Source organism: Actinoplanes couchii (assembly GCF_016862075.1).
Classification (GTDB): domain Bacteria; phylum Actinomycetota; class Actinomycetes; order Mycobacteriales; family Micromonosporaceae; genus Actinoplanes; species Actinoplanes couchii.
In genome coordinates this window covers 1-13723 of record NZ_BOMG01000131.1, presented here as the reverse complement: position 1 = coordinate 13723, position 13723 = coordinate 1, and the positions used below count along the sequence as shown (strand labels likewise).

Genomic DNA, 13723 nt, shown 5'->3' with positions numbered 1-13723 from the left:
CGGGTGAGGACAGCAGTCGCGCAGTGAATGACTACGTCTTGAGTTCGACGGCAGCGATTCCCGAGGAGTTGCGTGCTGACGTTGAAGAACTTTGGCGCTATCACGACATGCAGCATGATTTGCGTCCGTGCGACGTTGGTATCGGACTGGGTAGCCATGATCTCGGGGTGGCTGTTATCGCGACCAAGCTGTTCCACTCTGGCCTGTATCCGCGTCTGGTTTTCACCGGCGCTAATGCGCCGACAACGGTTGCCCGTTTCCCGCGGGGTGAAGCAGTTCACTACCGGGAGTACGCGGTTGAAAACGGTGTTCCTCCCGAGGTTATCGAGGTGGAGCCTCATGCCACTAACACCTCACAGAATCTCGAATATTCGCGGCGTTTGCTCGAAGAGTCCGGTGTGGCAGTCGCGTCTGTTCTTCTCATGTCGCGGCCGTATCAACAACGCCGAGCCTTCGCCACGTGTAGGAAGGTTTGGCCAGGCGTAGAGGTTATTTGCGCCTCGAACCCGATGTCCCTTGACGATTATGTCGAGAGTATCGGCGACGTGCGACGGGTCATTGACATGCTTGTTGGTGACACGCAGCGGATTGAACTGTATGCCGAGCGTGGTTTCGCGGTCGCGCAGGATGTTCCCGACGGTGTTCGCGTAGCGTTCGATCGCCTTGTCGGCGCGGGTTTCACAAGCCGCCTGGTCAACACGGGTAGCTAAGGCTTCCCGTCCAGCCAGTCCGGAATTTTGGACCTCACGCCCATCCGTTCGCTCAGATCGACGGCGAGGCGCGGCGGGCGACCGCGAACGAGTATCTCGCGCACAATCGCCCGGGAGAGTCGGTGATATCGGACCTGGTCAGGGCTGACGGCCTCGGCGTTCAGCAACGCGCTGAGCGCTTCGTCTATGCGATTCCATCGGGCATAGGCGCGAGCCGTTTCTATTGCGTGACGGACTCGGCGTTCCACCGGAAGTGAGGAGGTGTCTAGCGGCGTGCCGATTTTGATGGCCCGCTGGACATCGCCGAGTTCCATCGCAATGGAGACTCGATGAATCGCCACATTGGTGGGTCCAAAGGCTGTCCAGACGTGGTTAGCGTCCGAGCCTAGGCGAAGAGCGGCGGAATCGGCCTCAATGATATGGGTATCGGCTCCTGGCCGATCGTCGTCACGCGCGGCAGCGAGGGCGCACACTAGGTGGAGACTGCCATAGACGGAAAGTAGCTGTGGGGTCGGCTTGGCGAGTCGAGGCATGAGGAAACTGGCACTAGCTGATGCTAGGCCGCGAGCCTGCTGGTATTCGCCGATCGAAACGAGTGCGTGGGCCGCCGCGCGACTGAGTGAGCCGATCACGACATGGTCGTTGCTCGCGTTTGCTGCTACCAGTCCACGGCTGGCCGCGATCCAAGCCAGGTCGGATTCTCCCAGCTTCGTGAGCAGCAAAGTGGCGACCTGATGCGCGTAGGCAGTCAATGATTGTGCGCGCTGGCCGTCGTTTCCGTCGTAGATTTCAGCTGCAGTCAGGCAGTCATGAATGATGTGGGGGAGTCTGCGGGCCAGCACGCCGTACTTCGAATACTGGTACGCCTCCCACATCTCGGCGATGTCACGTTCAATATCCGCCAGAGGCGGAGGGTCGGTTTCGCCGAATTCGGTGATCTTCGGGGCGAGATGTCGGTAGTCGTGTAGCGCAGCCCGTAGCGCGGGGATGGTTCGGCGGCCCGAGTCCTCGGACCACTCGAATAGCTCCGGGTCGCCGATGATGTCTCCCATTGAGACGTCGAGTACACGGGCGACTGAGCGAATGACGGAAAGCCTGTCGAGTTCGGCCCGGTTGGTCTCGACCTTTCGTAGCCACTCGCCTGTCTTGCCTACCAGGCCGGCCAGCACCTCCTGAGACATGCCACGCCGCTTCCGGTAGAAGGCGACACGCTGACCGGTCGTCATGTCGTCCGTCATTCCTCGCACTGCATCACCTTGCCTGGTGAATCTCCGGTGACCCGGTACAGATTTTCCCGGTCACCTCCATGGTGCACCCCTACGGTCAGTTCACAGCAGATCACGGCGCCTGTCGATGTAAGTGAACGATCCTCCTGTTAGGTCCCGCCGCCGCGGAGCCACACAAGGACGCCTTGGCCCGTGTACGCCCGCTTACCTTCCGGAAGGAGAAGGGATGATGGTGAACACCAATGTCGCGCCATCGGCCGCCGAGCAACTCGGCAAGGCTCAGGCGCTGCTCGACGAGCATGTGACGTCGAGTGCGACGGGCCGGTGTCTGGCGTGCGATCTGCCGCGAATCCTCAGCCTCACCGCCGGTGGCGCACCCCGCTACGCCTCGCTGGCACAGTCCGGAATCGGCTTGGCCGCGATCATCGTGTTCGCGATCGGCGGCGGAGATCCCCTCACCCAGTTCTTCTTCACCCTCGGCACCAGCGGCGGTGTCGGCGTGGCCATCCTGATCACTGTCACGGCCACCGCGGTGATCGGTTTCTTCAGCCGCGACTCCCACGGCGAGCCGCTGTGGGCCCGCATGATCGCGCCGTGGGTGGCCCTGCCCTTGCTGGCCGGCGTGCTGTACCTGATGCTCACCAACCTGCCGGCGCTGTACGACACCGACGGCTGGACTGGCCCGTCGGTCCTGGTACCCGTCGCGTTCGCGGCTGTCACTGTTCTTGGGCTGATCTGGGGTTGGACACTGCGCAGCACCCGCCCCGACGTCTACCGGGGTATCGGCCTGGGTTCTGCGGCCACCGCACCCGCACACGCAGCCGCGCCCGACGACGGGCAGCACCGGGCACGCTCGGGAGCACGCCGATGACCGCCCCGAGGATCCGCCCCGCCGCCAGCACCGCCGACGTCGCCCTGGTCGGTGACCTGATCGCCCGTGCCCTCAACGACGCCCGGCCGAACCGGTTCCTCATCCCTGACCTCGCCCGCCGCCAGCAGGTCATGTCCGCATATTTCAGCCTGCTGGCCGAACATGCGGCAGGCGGCGCCGGTGACGTGTTCCTGCTGGAGCAGAACGGGCAGATCCCCGCGGTCACGGTCTGGTTCGACCACACCACGAAACCACTCCCGATCCCCCACTACGACCAGCGGCTGAACGAGATCGTGCCGCCCGACCTCCAAGCGCGCTTCGCGCACCTGGACAAGATCCTGGAAGACAACCATCCCCTCCAGCCGCACGCCTATCTGGCGTTCGTGGCCGTCCGGCCCCAGGACCAGGGCAAAGGCCTGGGCTCCGCCCTGCTGACCGCAACCCATCACCGCCTCGATCTCGAAGACCGGCCGGCCTACCTGGAAGCCACCAACTCCGCCAACCAGGCGCTCTACCGGCGGCTCGGCTATACCGACCTGGACACCTTCACCCTCGAAGACGGATCTCCGTTCCACGCGATGTGGCGGCCGTCCCGAGGCCACCCCACCGGCTAGGGGAAACCTCGGGTGTCCCATGGCCGGCACCGCTCTGTCGCTGTGGACGTGCCGGCCCGGCCACCGCGCGGTCCGCAGCCCCGGCCGCGCGGTGGCCACGACGGCCGTTCCGCCGTGTCGCCGTTGTGCAGATTGTCCATATCCCGTCCGCCCGAAGGAGAAAGGAGGCCGTCGTTATGGTCTCGGCCCGCCGCACACGGCTTCGAACCGTCGCCACGGTATGCCCGGCCAGGCGCGCTCCCGCCTTCGGGCGCAGCAGTCTGAACACCCTGCCCGACGATGTCGCCGCCGCACGAAACCTGATCGCCGCCGGCTGCTCCGCCGACGCGGTTCGCCTACTGGCCGTGCACCTGGACGGCCTCGACTACGCCTGGCTGCCCACCGATCCGCTGCTCATCGACGCCTGCATGCTCTACGCGGCGCACACTACCGGCCTCGGCCAGCTCGACGCCGCACGTTACGCCCACCGCGCCAGCCACCACCTGCACGAACAGCCCACCCACCCACGCCGGCTCGACGCCGCCCACGCCTACGGCACCGCCCTACACGCCCACGGCCGCCACAGCGAAGCGATCGTCGTCTACCAGCACCTGCTCAGCACCTACCGCATCCTCAGCCGCCCGCTGGACATCCTCACCACCACGATCAGCCTCGCCCTGAACCTGCACGCCGCAGGCCACTGCGCCGACGCGCTGCAGGCCATCACCTACACCTGGCACCTCAGCCAGCACACCACCCCCGACGCCACCGGCCCCGGCCGGACGATCGCCACCACCCACGTCCGGATGCTGCGGGCCTGCCGCCGCGACCACGACCTGCTCGCCCTGCTGAACCGCCACCAGCACACCGACATCGCCGACATCCTCACCACTGCCGCCGCCGAAACCAACGACGACCACGCCTACACTCACGCCGTCGTCTGCTCACACACCCCAGACACCGACCAGCACCCCCTGGCACAGCGAACACCACCACCTCACCGGCGACCCGGCAGCTCTACCCGACATCCCGGCAGCACACCCGGCAACGCACGGCGGTACCGGTGACAGTGATCCTCACCGCAGGCCCCTACCCGCCGGGCTCTCCACCATCGACGTCAACACGGCGATCGGCCGGGCGCTCGCCACACCCCACGCCCAGGCCATGCTCCGCCACGACCTGGGACACCCGGCCGGAATCCGCACCAGCCGGGCGACGACCGCGATGCTCCTCGGCTATCTCGCCTACCGGCGCGCCCAGCACACCTGGCGGACCTCGCCGTACACCACCGCCGTGGTGCTGCCCATCATCCTGGTCGCCCTGCCCCTGACTCTGGCCTTGATCTGGCGCACCTGACACCACAGCCACGCACCGCAATTCCCACCCGTCCCCCAACCCCGGCTCGCTGGCAGCTGCTACCTCGGCCACGACGCCCGCGCCGCCTCACCGCGCAGGCCCCTCCAACCGTGGCATCGCCCGCGATGCGACGGCCGCCCGCCCTTGTCCTCGACGGAGCCCCGCCATGACCACTGTTCACCGGTCGTCCCCTGACAGATCCGCCGAGATGATCCGGCTGGCCGCCTGGCTCGACCCGCACACCCTCGCCGACCTCGACACCACCGGCATCGGGCCCGGAGCCCGATGCTTGAGCCTGGGCGCCGGGGCCGGCACCATCGCCGCCGCGCTGGCCGAGATCGTCGCTCCGGTCGGTGAAGTCGTCGCTGTCGACCTCGACACCTCGATGCTGCCCACCCAGCCCGGGATCACCGTCGTCCAGCACGACCTGACCACCGGCCTCGGCCACCTGGCCGACGCCCCGGTCCAGCTCGTCGAGGCCCGCCTGCTCACCCAGCACCTGCCCAACCGCCGTGCGCTGCTGAACGCCATGATCGCGGCGACCGCGCCCGGCGGATCCATCCTGATCGCCGAGGTCGTCAACCCCCGCCCCTACACCCTGCACGCCCCGGCCCTCGACGACGGCAACCTGGTCGACCTCGTCCTCAACGTGCTGGGCGACGCAATCGAACCCGACGGCGCCGACATGGAGTGGGGCCGCGAGGGCGTCCACAACACCCTCGCCGAAGCCGGCGCCGCCGTGCACACCCGCTGGCACGCCGAAACCTGGACCGGCGGCAGCTACCCCATCCAACTGCTGGCCGACGGCGCCTTCCAGAAACGCGACCGGCTCTTCGCCGCCGGGCTCACCATCGACGACCTCGACCGGTTCACCGATCTACCGCACGACCCGCAGCTGACCGTGCGGTCCTACGAGATCGCCTTCACCCACGCCCGACTGCCGTACGACGGGGCCACCCGTGACCATCCCCGCCGTGCCCGCGGCGGCCGAACTCGTCCGGCGATGACACCACGCGCAGTCCGGCAGGCCGGCGGCATCCCAGCCCACCCTTCAGGCGCGCAATGCGCCGGGCCCGGGCTGCGAACCCCTTCCCACTTCTCAAGGAGCAGACATGGACCACGACACGGCGACCGCTACCGGTGAACCGCACCGCAGGATCACCCCGCTGACAGCGACGGAACGCCGGCAACTGAGCGCCACCCTTCCCAACAGCTACCGGAAAGAGGCCTCCATCCGGGCCCTCGCCGAGAAGAGCAACCGAAGCTACGGCACGATCCACAAAATCCTCGAAGACGCCGGCGTCCTCTTCCGTAAGCCCGGCGGCCAGCGCAAACCCCTCATCGAGAACACCACTGCCACCAGCTGAACCCCGCAGGGACCAGCGCCTGCATCGAAGCCAACCCGAGGGCGCCATGCTGGCCCGCGACTCCAGGAACCCCGACGCCGAGCCCCTAAAAACGACACGCCCTCACCCGGGCGGAAAGGACATCATGAAGGCACCGCGCCGCCCGCTATCGACAGGAACCACCTTGATGCTGGCGGCCGCCGTCAGCCTGGCCATCATGCTCCCCATCGGCATCTACTACGGCCAGCCCGCGGCCACCATCGCCGCCGCGACCCCCGACCCGCTGCTGATCACCACGCCCACCAGCGGCCCGCCGCCGGTCACGCTCGGAGCACTCGCCGTCGCCGCCCGCGCCGACACCACCACAGGCGACGGCCCCGTCGATCATCTCCTGCTCGACACCTGGGATCTGCACACCACCATCGCGGGACAAAGCGTCACCTCCGCAGGCACCCCGACCCGCCACGAGCTGTGGCGCGATGACCAGCGGGCGCTCACCGTCGATATCGGGCCGCCCCCGGCCACCCCCGTGCACACCGCTTACCCCGGTGGCTCGTTTCCCGCAGCGTTCGCGGACCGGCCGCCAACCGATCCGGACCAGCTCGCCGTCTGGCTCGCCCGCACCTCCACCACCGGTACCGCGATCATCGACGGGATCACCGACCTGCTGCGTGAACGTGTCCTGACCGGGCCCGAGCGCGCGGTGATCCTGAGCGTGCTGGCCGACCGGACCACCATGGCCTACGCCGGCACCAGCACCGACCGCATCGGACGCAGGGCCACGGTCTTCGCACTGCCCAGCCGCAGCAGCGGCGCCGACATCACCCACCTACTGCTGATCGACCCCAAGACGGGGCGCATCCTGGCCACCGAACAGATCATCACCGGCGGCGCCCACCGACTCGATGTCCCGTACCCGGCAGTGGCCGGCTACCGCACCTACCTCCAAGCCGACCTCGTCCCGGCGATCCCGTGACCACCGGCCCCGTGGCTGGTCGGCACGCCACGACACTGATGGCCCGTATGGTTCGAGCGACACGCTGTCGGCTGCTGCTTCCTGCTGTGATGACGATCGGCCTGGAGGGCTCGGTCCGCTATGCCAGTGGCGCCCATGTTGCCCGGATCCTTGCCTGACGGTCACTGAGCCGGTCCTGCGAATATTCGCCCTCGCCGGCACACACCGGCCATCGCAGCATGGCGGCGGCTTGTTCAGCCGGCAGTGCGAAGTCGCCCACACGATGCCCCACGTTAAGCGCGAGCTAATCGCCATCCAGGCTGCCGAGTGACTCCGGATGCCGCGGGTTGAGGTCCTGCGATGCCGGCCTGACTTCGGTCGATGCGCCAACGCGTCGAAGCGCTCGGTTACGGTAAGTGTTTGAGATATCGCAGATGATGTGGCGTATTGCTGGGCATCTTGACGATGTGCCGCCCTGTTTGTGAGGGTAGACGAAGATCGAAATGATCGTTCAGGGCCTCGCGTGGGTGACAACGGTGTACCGACGGGGTTACGCCGTTACGTATCGACAAGGCCTGCCGGTAGACCCTTACAGTTCCAGGTTTCCGCGCCCGAGCACGCCAGGGCTCGAACGCGGCGTATGACGGCCCGGGGGCGGCCCGCCCCTTTTCAGGGGCGGGCCGCTCTTCAGGGTCGGGCGGATGTCAGTGCCGTCGTCGGTTCCAAGCGCGCAGCACGACTTCCGTCACCCCGAGTGCGATCCCTGCGGCAGTTCCCGCTGCTGTGGGGGTCGCACTCCCGCCCAGCGTCAGAGCCAGCATCGCGGTGCTCCAGGTCGCTTTGATGAGCAGGACCCAGTCGAGCGCGATACCGGCCTTGCGCTGGAGCTCCGCCCGGCGATCGGGTCGCGGGTCGGAGCCGTCACCTTGCTGCTGGATGTCCAAAACACATCCCCTTTCCTCGGTGCCCTGACTGCCGGCCAGGTGGCCGGCGCTCGGCCGACGGGCTGTCGGGCCGATGCTGTGAAGGGGCGCCGAGGAGGCAAGGTGGGTGAGGCGTGCTGCGGCTTACGTCACGGCGCGCAGCCGGTGAGGCGCAAGTCTTGCGCCGGCATGGTCGTCCAGCTGTCGCGGGCAGCGGACGGTATGCGGGGCCCGTTGGCGGCCCGGCCGCCGCGGCAAAGGGGCGCCGGCCAGGCGTGCGGGTTTACCGGGAAGGGGCTCATCGGCGGCCGGGTCGTGACCGTGTCCCTGGGCTCTCGGCGATCCCGGGATGCCGGGGCGGCGGCCACGGTGATGCTGTGCGCGCATCGGCGTTTCTCGTTTCTTCCACAATGGAGATGCCGCTTATCGGGTTAGCTGACGGGTTCGGGCAGGAAGCGCGCCTTACCGGTCGTAATGCCGACCGGATACACCCCACGTGACAGCCGCTGGCTGCGGTTGCCGGTTGGTTCCCCGATTCACCGGGTGGTGACTCAACGGCTGGAACAGGTATCTGATGGTGCGAGGTGGTAGCAGCCCGGCTGGTGTTCACTGCGGAGTGCTGGTGTGATTCGCCTCAATGATTAGCAGAGAGTCCGACAACGCTGGGGTCGGGATTCTGACAGCGGCGGGCGGCTGCAACCAGACCGTGTCATAGGCCAGCAGCCGGCCGGTGCCCGGGTCGAGGACGGCGATGTCACGGACCGTGCCGTTCTCGCTGTCGGCCATCACCGCCAGCCCACGCCGTCCGGCGCCGCCGTCGACGAGGCCCGCCGTGTACAGGCGGTCGGTGTCGGCCAGCGCCTGCAGCATCGCGGCGCGCTGGCGGGGGGCCGGGGCGTGGAACCGATAAACCTCCCGGACGGCCCGCAGGGTGGCCTGCGGGCCGTCGGCCGGATCCTGCCGCTCGGCGAGCTGGCTCGACACCAGGAACACGTCGTCGGACAACTCGGGCAGGACCACCGGCATCTCGCCGGCCTGATACGACACGTCCTGGCCGGCGTCCGCGACGGGCACGGGGCCGGGCTCGGCGCCCGGGATCCAGCCGGTGACGGTGGCGCGGGTCTGCCGGCCGGCGCGGTCGGGTGCCCACCACCGCTGCTCGTCGTGCACCACCGGGGGTGCCAGCGGATCGGTCGCGTCCCTGGCCCACAACCGGGTCCAGGTATGACTGAACCGCCCGGCTGCCGGCTGCTCGTCAAGCTCCGCCACCGTGCCGGCCAGGTCGGTGAGACGCTGGCGGGCCGGTATCCAGGAGCCGGAATCCCCGAGCTCCAGCGGCACCGGGACGGTGGCCACCGGATCGTGTGCCGGCGCAGCGGTCTGCTCCTGCGGCCGGTGCAGGCCAGCAACCGTCCACACCCCACCGATCAGCGCCGCCACGACGAGACCGACGATGGTGTAACGGCTCACCGCGGCCACCCAGCGTCGGCGGCGCTTCTGCCGCCGCAGCCGGTACATCTGCCGCAGCCGTTGATCCGTGGTGAGCGGCCGGGCAGCTATCTGGTCGCGAGGCGGCTCTCCCAGCGCGGTGATCAGCAGCTGAGCGAGTTCCTCGTCGCTGATCTCGGTTTCCTGCCGGTCCGGATCCAGGCCGCTCATGACAGTGTCCCCTTCTGCTCGGATGCGATGCTGTCAGCCCCGGCTCGGCCTACGATCATCTTCGGCTGCAACAGCTCTCGCAGTCGTTCCAGAGCTCGTTGCCGTTTGCCTTTGACCGAGGACGGATGCAGGCCCAGGACCTCGGCGGCTTCCTGGTCAGAGAAGTCGAGGGCGTACAGGAGGATCGCCGTGAGGTCACTTCTGCTGATCGCGTTGATGTCGCGGGCCTTCCTGCACAAGGACACGACAAGATCGCGAGCATCGATCACGGCATAGGCATTGTGCGGATCACGCTGTTGCGGCAGCTCCAGCGGCAACGTCAACATGTCGGTGGGGTCCTCGCGGCGCCGGCGCTTCCTCTTCCGCACATCGCAGATCTTGTTCTCGCACACCCGCCATAACCACGGCGCCCACCTCTGCGGTTGCTTCCCGGCGATCGCTGCCTCCCAGGCAGCCAGCCAGACATCGTGTATGACCTCCTCCGCGTCACGCCGATCCTTCAGGCTCCAGTACGTGAGCTTGCGTAGCTTGTCGCCGATCTCCGCATCCAATTTCTCGATCAGCTCGGTGGCGCTTCGCTCGTCCAACGTTCTCCTTGTCGACACCGGTGACGGCACCATTGCCACTCGACCGGAAACGAGCCCCCTGATCTGTACCTCTGCGCGGACACCAGCGAGGGAGTACGAGATCCGCGATCGTTACCCAGCCGTCACCTGGCGGCGCCGGCCGCCGTCACGGCAGGTCGGAAATCGACTTAAAACGATCAGTTGCGGGTGTTGTCGTGCACGTCCGAACGCCTCGTGCAGGCGTGCCACGACAGCCCCTCTTCACAGAACGCGAATCACTCTGAGCGCCCGGCATGTAACCGTTGGTAGCGTCGCGATTTGATAGGTGAACGCTGATTAACGTACGGGGGCAACCAATGAAGCTCACCACCGTCAGACCCACCCGCCAAACCGCCGCAGTCCTGCTCGCAGCAGTGGCCGCCATCAGCACCCCCGGCTCCGCCAATGCCGACGCCACCACAACCCCCGGCTCGGTGCAGGGCGTCGTCGACGGATACCTGCGAGCCCATCCCGGCGGGAAACAGACCAGCGACCGTGACATCTCCTACGCCGACGGCACCTTCATCGTCACTGTGGCCCGCCCCGACGCCATCACCCTGGCCGCCGCCGACTGCCCGTCAGGCTGGTACTGCTTTTACGACGGCATCAACTACACGTACCCCCGAGGGCGCCTGTCCAGCTGCGGCTGGCAGGACCTCGCCACCTGGGGCTGGCGCAACCGCATCGAGTCCGCGCACTACAACATGAGCAGCGGCACCGTCGCGTTCCTGCACGAGAACGGCGCCACCGATACTCGCCTGTTCACCGTCGGCACCTCAAGCCGCACCCTCGCTAACGCCGGCACTAATAGCAACCGAGCCGACTACGTCAGCCGCACCGGCTGCTAAACCCATTCCGTCTCAGCCCCAACAGGCGCAGGGCCAGCCGCCGCGGACACTACGAGATCGCCACCGAACCCCCAGCCCGCCTTCGCCTGGCCACCGCGTTCACCGAGCTCGCTACCGCGATCTGAGACCTGCTACCTGGCCAGGCTGAACACGTCTCACGATCGGACAACGCAACAGCGCCGGCCAAGCGCACGGGGCGCAACCGAGTGAACAGCGCTTGATCAGCCGGGCCGGTGGGATGCTCCGTCGTCCATTGGCAGCAGATGACGGGCGGCTGGGTTCGAGATGATCCCGTCGTCGTTTGCGCCAGCTGGCTACGCAGAGCCGGGGCGGGGTGAACGGATTGGCGCACAATACGGCGAAAGCGGACCTTAAACTGCCGCTTATGATGGGACCGGCGGGTGCGCGGGCAGAACTTCTCGGTGCACTGATCGAGATAGAGGAGCAGTTCGCCTGGGTTGATCTAGACGTCCTGCAGGTGGCGGTGGACCTTGAGGAACGCGCCCGGGTGCTGGGTGATGATGAACTCGTCATGCGGGCCCGGATCTGTCAGGCGAAGATATCGCTGCGTACGGGCGAGATCGCGACGGTTGGCCGTCAGGTACGCGAGATCGAACAGTGGGGCGTCCAGCACAACGTGCTCCCGGTGCTGGCTCGGGTCCACCTACTGTGGGCGAACGTCGACCGCCACCTCGGCGACTTCGCGGCGGCGTTGGAGCACTCCCTGTTAGCCGTGGAGTTGTTGGAGGACACTGCTACGGCGCGGACCCGGGTATGGCACCGCACCAAACTCGCCGACGCGCTGGGCCAGTTCGACTCGATGGAGATCGCGCGAACTCACTACCGGCGAGCCGAGGCCCTCGCGGCCGCCGAGCAGCTGGCCTGGCTACGGATGGCCGTTCTGAATAACTGGGCATACATGGAGCTCCGACGTGGTTTCGCCGAAGCCGCCTACGAGGTTGCACAGCGGCTGCAAACGGTCGCCGAAGCCGCCGGCCTGGAACTCGAGGGTGCTGACCTGGACACGATCGCCAACATATATGTGGCGAATGGCCAGTTCGTACCAGCCGAGCGCGCGGTAGAGCGGGCGATGGCGTACGACGAGCGTAATAATGTGGAGGAGGCTGATTCGCGCGCTGAGTATCTGCTGACCCTGGCTGTCGCCTTGCGGGGACAGGGTGAGCAGGAGCGGGCGCAGGCGTGTCTGGAGGCCTGCCAGGAACTCTGCGTGGAGCGTGAACTGGGCGACGTTCTGGTACGGCTACAGCAGGAGCAGGCGGAGGCCTACGCTGCACGGGGTGACTTCGAGGCTGCCTTCCACATGCACCGCGAGTTCTTCCGCACCTACCAGGACCAGCACCTGTCGTTACAGGAGACTCAGGCCCGCAACCGTCACGCGATATTCGAGGTCTCCGAAGCACGGCGGGACGCGGAACGTTTCCGGGAGCAGGCCCACCGCGATCCTCTGACCGGGCTCCGCAACCGGCGCTTCGTCAACGAACACCTGCCACTCCTGATGATCGGACCGGAGCTGCCGTTGTCGGTGGCAGTCCTGGATTTAGACCACTTCAAACGCGTCAACGATGACTTCTCTCACGACATCGGCGATGGCGTCCTAGTCAAAGCCGCCGAGATCATGGAGAACGAGGCCGGCGTCGATTCTTCGGCTTTCGCCGCTCGCATGGGCGGAGAGGAGTTCCTGATGGTCCTCCCGGGAGCGGACGCCGACGAGGCAGCCGATCGGCTGGAACGCGTCCGGCACGCCATCCGCGCCTACCCCTGGCACGACATCGCAGCCGGGTTGTCGGTGACCGTCAGCGTCGGAGTGGCACAAGCCGACAGGGGCGTCACCCAGGCCGAGGTGCTCTCCACCGCTGACAGTTGCCTCTACGCTGCCAAACGCGGCGGCCGCGACCAGGTCGTCGTAGCCCGCCCTCAAATGCCCCACAACGCCCCGCTGAGCTGAGGAAAGCCAACTGTGCCGGCACCAAGGCGCCCTCGACGACAACGCCGCCGGCCGCCTGACGGGGCACCGACGCCACCTTCCAGCGCGGGGCCGCCCCAGCCTCGCGCCGATCCGCTACCACCAACTGTCTTTCGACCGGATGAGGGTCCGGCGAATCAGCAGGTTGGTCCACATAAGTGACCGGTGCGGACGGCCGCGCAAGTCGGTACCGCCACAATTTAACCCGTGTCATCAGCAGACCCGGGTGCGTGGCCGCCACCCGCGCAAGTCGACGGACACTCCGGTCACTGGTCAGCCGGTCCGGTTTTCTGGTGCGGGTCTGTAGCTTCATCTGCGAAAACACCGCTTGTGCGGTCCGGATCGTCGTCGAGCAGGGCGGTGTGTTGACCGGCGGTGGTTGCGTAGCACCGGTGGGCTGCGGTGGATCTAGATTTTGCCGGTGCTGGCAGTCGTGCGGGGCATGCCACCAGCCGCGGCTATTCGGCTCGTACGAGTTCTGCTGGACCCGTAGCAGGTGTTGGGTGTCGGCGACTTGGCGGCCGAACGTGGCCAATACTGCAGACCCTCACTGATCGATCGCGAGAGGGGCAGCGGTCGTTGATCTACTCGTCGATCCATGATGCCTTACCGCTGCCCGTCGGGAATCATCCACCTGGTGACCGGGG

At 67.0% G+C, this 13723-nt stretch carries 14 protein-coding genes and 1 riboswitch; of the genes, 10 read left to right on the top strand and 4 right to left on the bottom strand.

What is annotated here, in order from left to right; translation table 11 throughout:
* The first annotated feature begins 23 nt into the window (after positions 1 to 23).
* On the top strand, positions 24 to 710 hold the full coding sequence (locus tag Aco03nite_RS49770) for a YdcF family protein (protein WP_239146087.1): 687 nt from the start codon (positions 24 to 26) through the stop codon (positions 708 to 710).
* On the opposite strand, the gene Aco03nite_RS49765 is transcribed toward Aco03nite_RS49770, so the two are convergent.
* The gene (locus Aco03nite_RS49765) at positions 707 to 1948 is read right to left on the bottom strand and encodes a helix-turn-helix domain-containing protein (RefSeq protein ID WP_203809765.1); all 1242 of its coding nucleotides are present in this window, start codon (positions 1946 to 1948) and stop codon (positions 707 to 709) included. The two genes, Aco03nite_RS49770 and Aco03nite_RS49765, sit on opposite strands and share 4 nt — an antisense overlap.
* Before the next feature lie 214 nt (positions 1949 to 2162).
* Here Aco03nite_RS49765 and Aco03nite_RS49760 point away from each other — a divergent pair, with 214 nt between their 5' ends.
* The 7 genes from Aco03nite_RS49760 (at position 2163) to Aco03nite_RS49730 (ending at position 7078) form a co-directional block, all read left to right on the top strand.
* Complete coding sequence (locus tag Aco03nite_RS49760; protein ID WP_203809763.1) at positions 2163 to 2807, top strand: hypothetical protein; 645 nt, start codon at positions 2163 to 2165, stop codon at positions 2805 to 2807.
* Positions 2804 to 3421, top strand: a complete 618-nt coding sequence (locus Aco03nite_RS49755; RefSeq protein WP_203809761.1) for a GNAT family N-acetyltransferase — start codon at positions 2804 to 2806, stop codon at positions 3419 to 3421. The genes Aco03nite_RS49760 and Aco03nite_RS49755 overlap by 4 nt, the downstream gene beginning before the upstream one ends.
* Before the next feature lie 176 nt (positions 3422 to 3597).
* On the top strand, positions 3598 to 4467 hold the full coding sequence (locus tag Aco03nite_RS49750; RefSeq protein ID WP_203809760.1) for a hypothetical protein: 870 nt from the start codon (positions 3598 to 3600) through the stop codon (positions 4465 to 4467).
* A 97-nt stretch (positions 4468 to 4564) separates the two neighbouring features.
* Complete coding sequence (locus Aco03nite_RS49745) at positions 4565 to 4756, top strand: hypothetical protein (RefSeq protein WP_203809758.1); 192 nt, start codon at positions 4565 to 4567, stop codon at positions 4754 to 4756.
* A 166-nt stretch (positions 4757 to 4922) separates the two neighbouring features.
* Positions 4923 to 5900 (top strand): methyltransferase domain-containing protein, encoded by a 978-nt coding sequence (locus tag Aco03nite_RS49740; RefSeq protein ID WP_203809756.1) that lies wholly within the window; start codon positions 4923 to 4925, stop codon positions 5898 to 5900.
* Positions 5869 to 6123 (top strand): helix-turn-helix domain-containing protein, encoded by a 255-nt coding sequence (locus tag Aco03nite_RS53845; RefSeq protein WP_239146086.1) that lies wholly within the window; start codon positions 5869 to 5871, stop codon positions 6121 to 6123. The genes Aco03nite_RS49740 and Aco03nite_RS53845 overlap by 32 nt, the downstream gene beginning before the upstream one ends.
* 166 nt (positions 6124 to 6289) lie before the next feature.
* Positions 6290 to 7078: a hypothetical protein gene (locus Aco03nite_RS49730; protein WP_203809754.1), complete on the top strand. Its 789-nt coding sequence runs from the start codon at positions 6290 to 6292 to the stop codon at positions 7076 to 7078.
* 683 nt (positions 7079 to 7761) lie between these two features.
* Here Aco03nite_RS49730 and Aco03nite_RS49725 read toward each other — a convergent pair.
* The 3 genes from Aco03nite_RS49725 to Aco03nite_RS49715 all read right to left on the bottom strand — a co-directional run bounded on the left by Aco03nite_RS49725 (position 7762) and on the right by Aco03nite_RS49715 (position 10226).
* Entirely contained in the window at positions 7762 to 8001 is a 240-nt protein-coding gene (locus Aco03nite_RS49725; protein ID WP_203809752.1) for a hypothetical protein, read from the bottom strand.
* Positions 8002 to 8383: 382 nt separating this feature from the next.
* Positions 8384 to 8547: riboswitch (cyclic di-AMP (ydaO/yuaA leader) on the bottom strand.
* Between the two features lie 39 nt (positions 8548 to 8586).
* Positions 8587 to 9639 (bottom strand): hypothetical protein, encoded by a 1053-nt coding sequence (locus tag Aco03nite_RS49720; RefSeq protein ID WP_203809750.1) that lies wholly within the window; start codon positions 9637 to 9639, stop codon positions 8587 to 8589.
* Positions 9636 to 10226 carry an RNA polymerase sigma factor gene (locus Aco03nite_RS49715; RefSeq protein WP_203809748.1) on the bottom strand — a complete coding sequence of 197 codons (591 nt, stop codon included), beginning with the start codon at positions 10224 to 10226 and terminating at the stop codon, positions 9636 to 9638. The genes Aco03nite_RS49720 and Aco03nite_RS49715 overlap by 4 nt, the downstream gene beginning before the upstream one ends.
* A gap of 335 nt (positions 10227 to 10561) precedes the next feature.
* Here Aco03nite_RS49715 and Aco03nite_RS49710 point away from each other — a divergent pair, with 335 nt between their 5' ends.
* Positions 10562 to 11092, top strand: a complete 531-nt coding sequence (locus tag Aco03nite_RS49710; RefSeq protein WP_203809746.1) for a peptidase inhibitor family I36 protein — start codon at positions 10562 to 10564, stop codon at positions 11090 to 11092.
* Between the two features lie 385 nt (positions 11093 to 11477).
* Positions 11478 to 13058 (top strand): sensor domain-containing diguanylate cyclase, encoded by a 1581-nt coding sequence (locus Aco03nite_RS49705; protein ID WP_203809744.1) that lies wholly within the window; start codon positions 11478 to 11480, stop codon positions 13056 to 13058.
* Positions 13059 to 13723 lie beyond the last annotated feature (665 nt).

Bases quoted from the DNA above. Each gene is read 5' to 3' on its own strand.
- Aco03nite_RS49765 (WP_203809765.1), bottom strand. From the start codon at position 1,948: ATGACGGACGACATGACGACCGGTCAGCGTGTCGCCTTCTACCGGAAG.
- Aco03nite_RS49760 (WP_203809763.1), top strand. From the start codon at position 2,163: ATGATGGTGAACACCAATGTCGCGCCATCGGCCGCCGAGCAACTCGGC.
- Aco03nite_RS49755 (WP_203809761.1), top strand. From the start codon at position 2,804: ATGACCGCCCCGAGGATCCGCCCCGCCGCCAGCACCGCCGACGTCGCC.
- Aco03nite_RS49750 (WP_203809760.1), top strand. From the start codon at position 3,598: ATGGTCTCGGCCCGCCGCACACGGCTTCGAACCGTCGCCACGGTATGC.
- Aco03nite_RS49745 (WP_203809758.1), top strand. From the start codon at position 4,565: ATGCTCCGCCACGACCTGGGACACCCGGCCGGAATCCGCACCAGCCGG.
- Aco03nite_RS49740 (WP_203809756.1), top strand. From the start codon at position 4,923: ATGACCACTGTTCACCGGTCGTCCCCTGACAGATCCGCCGAGATGATC.
- Aco03nite_RS53845 (WP_239146086.1), top strand. From the start codon at position 5,869: ATGGACCACGACACGGCGACCGCTACCGGTGAACCGCACCGCAGGATC.
- Aco03nite_RS49730 (WP_203809754.1), top strand. From the start codon at position 6,290: ATGCTGGCGGCCGCCGTCAGCCTGGCCATCATGCTCCCCATCGGCATC.
- Aco03nite_RS49720 (WP_203809750.1), bottom strand. From the start codon at position 9,639: ATGAGCGGCCTGGATCCGGACCGGCAGGAAACCGAGATCAGCGACGAG.
- Aco03nite_RS49710 (WP_203809746.1), top strand. From the start codon at position 10,562: ATGAAGCTCACCACCGTCAGACCCACCCGCCAAACCGCCGCAGTCCTG.
- Aco03nite_RS49705 (WP_203809744.1), top strand. From the start codon at position 11,478: ATGATGGGACCGGCGGGTGCGCGGGCAGAACTTCTCGGTGCACTGATC.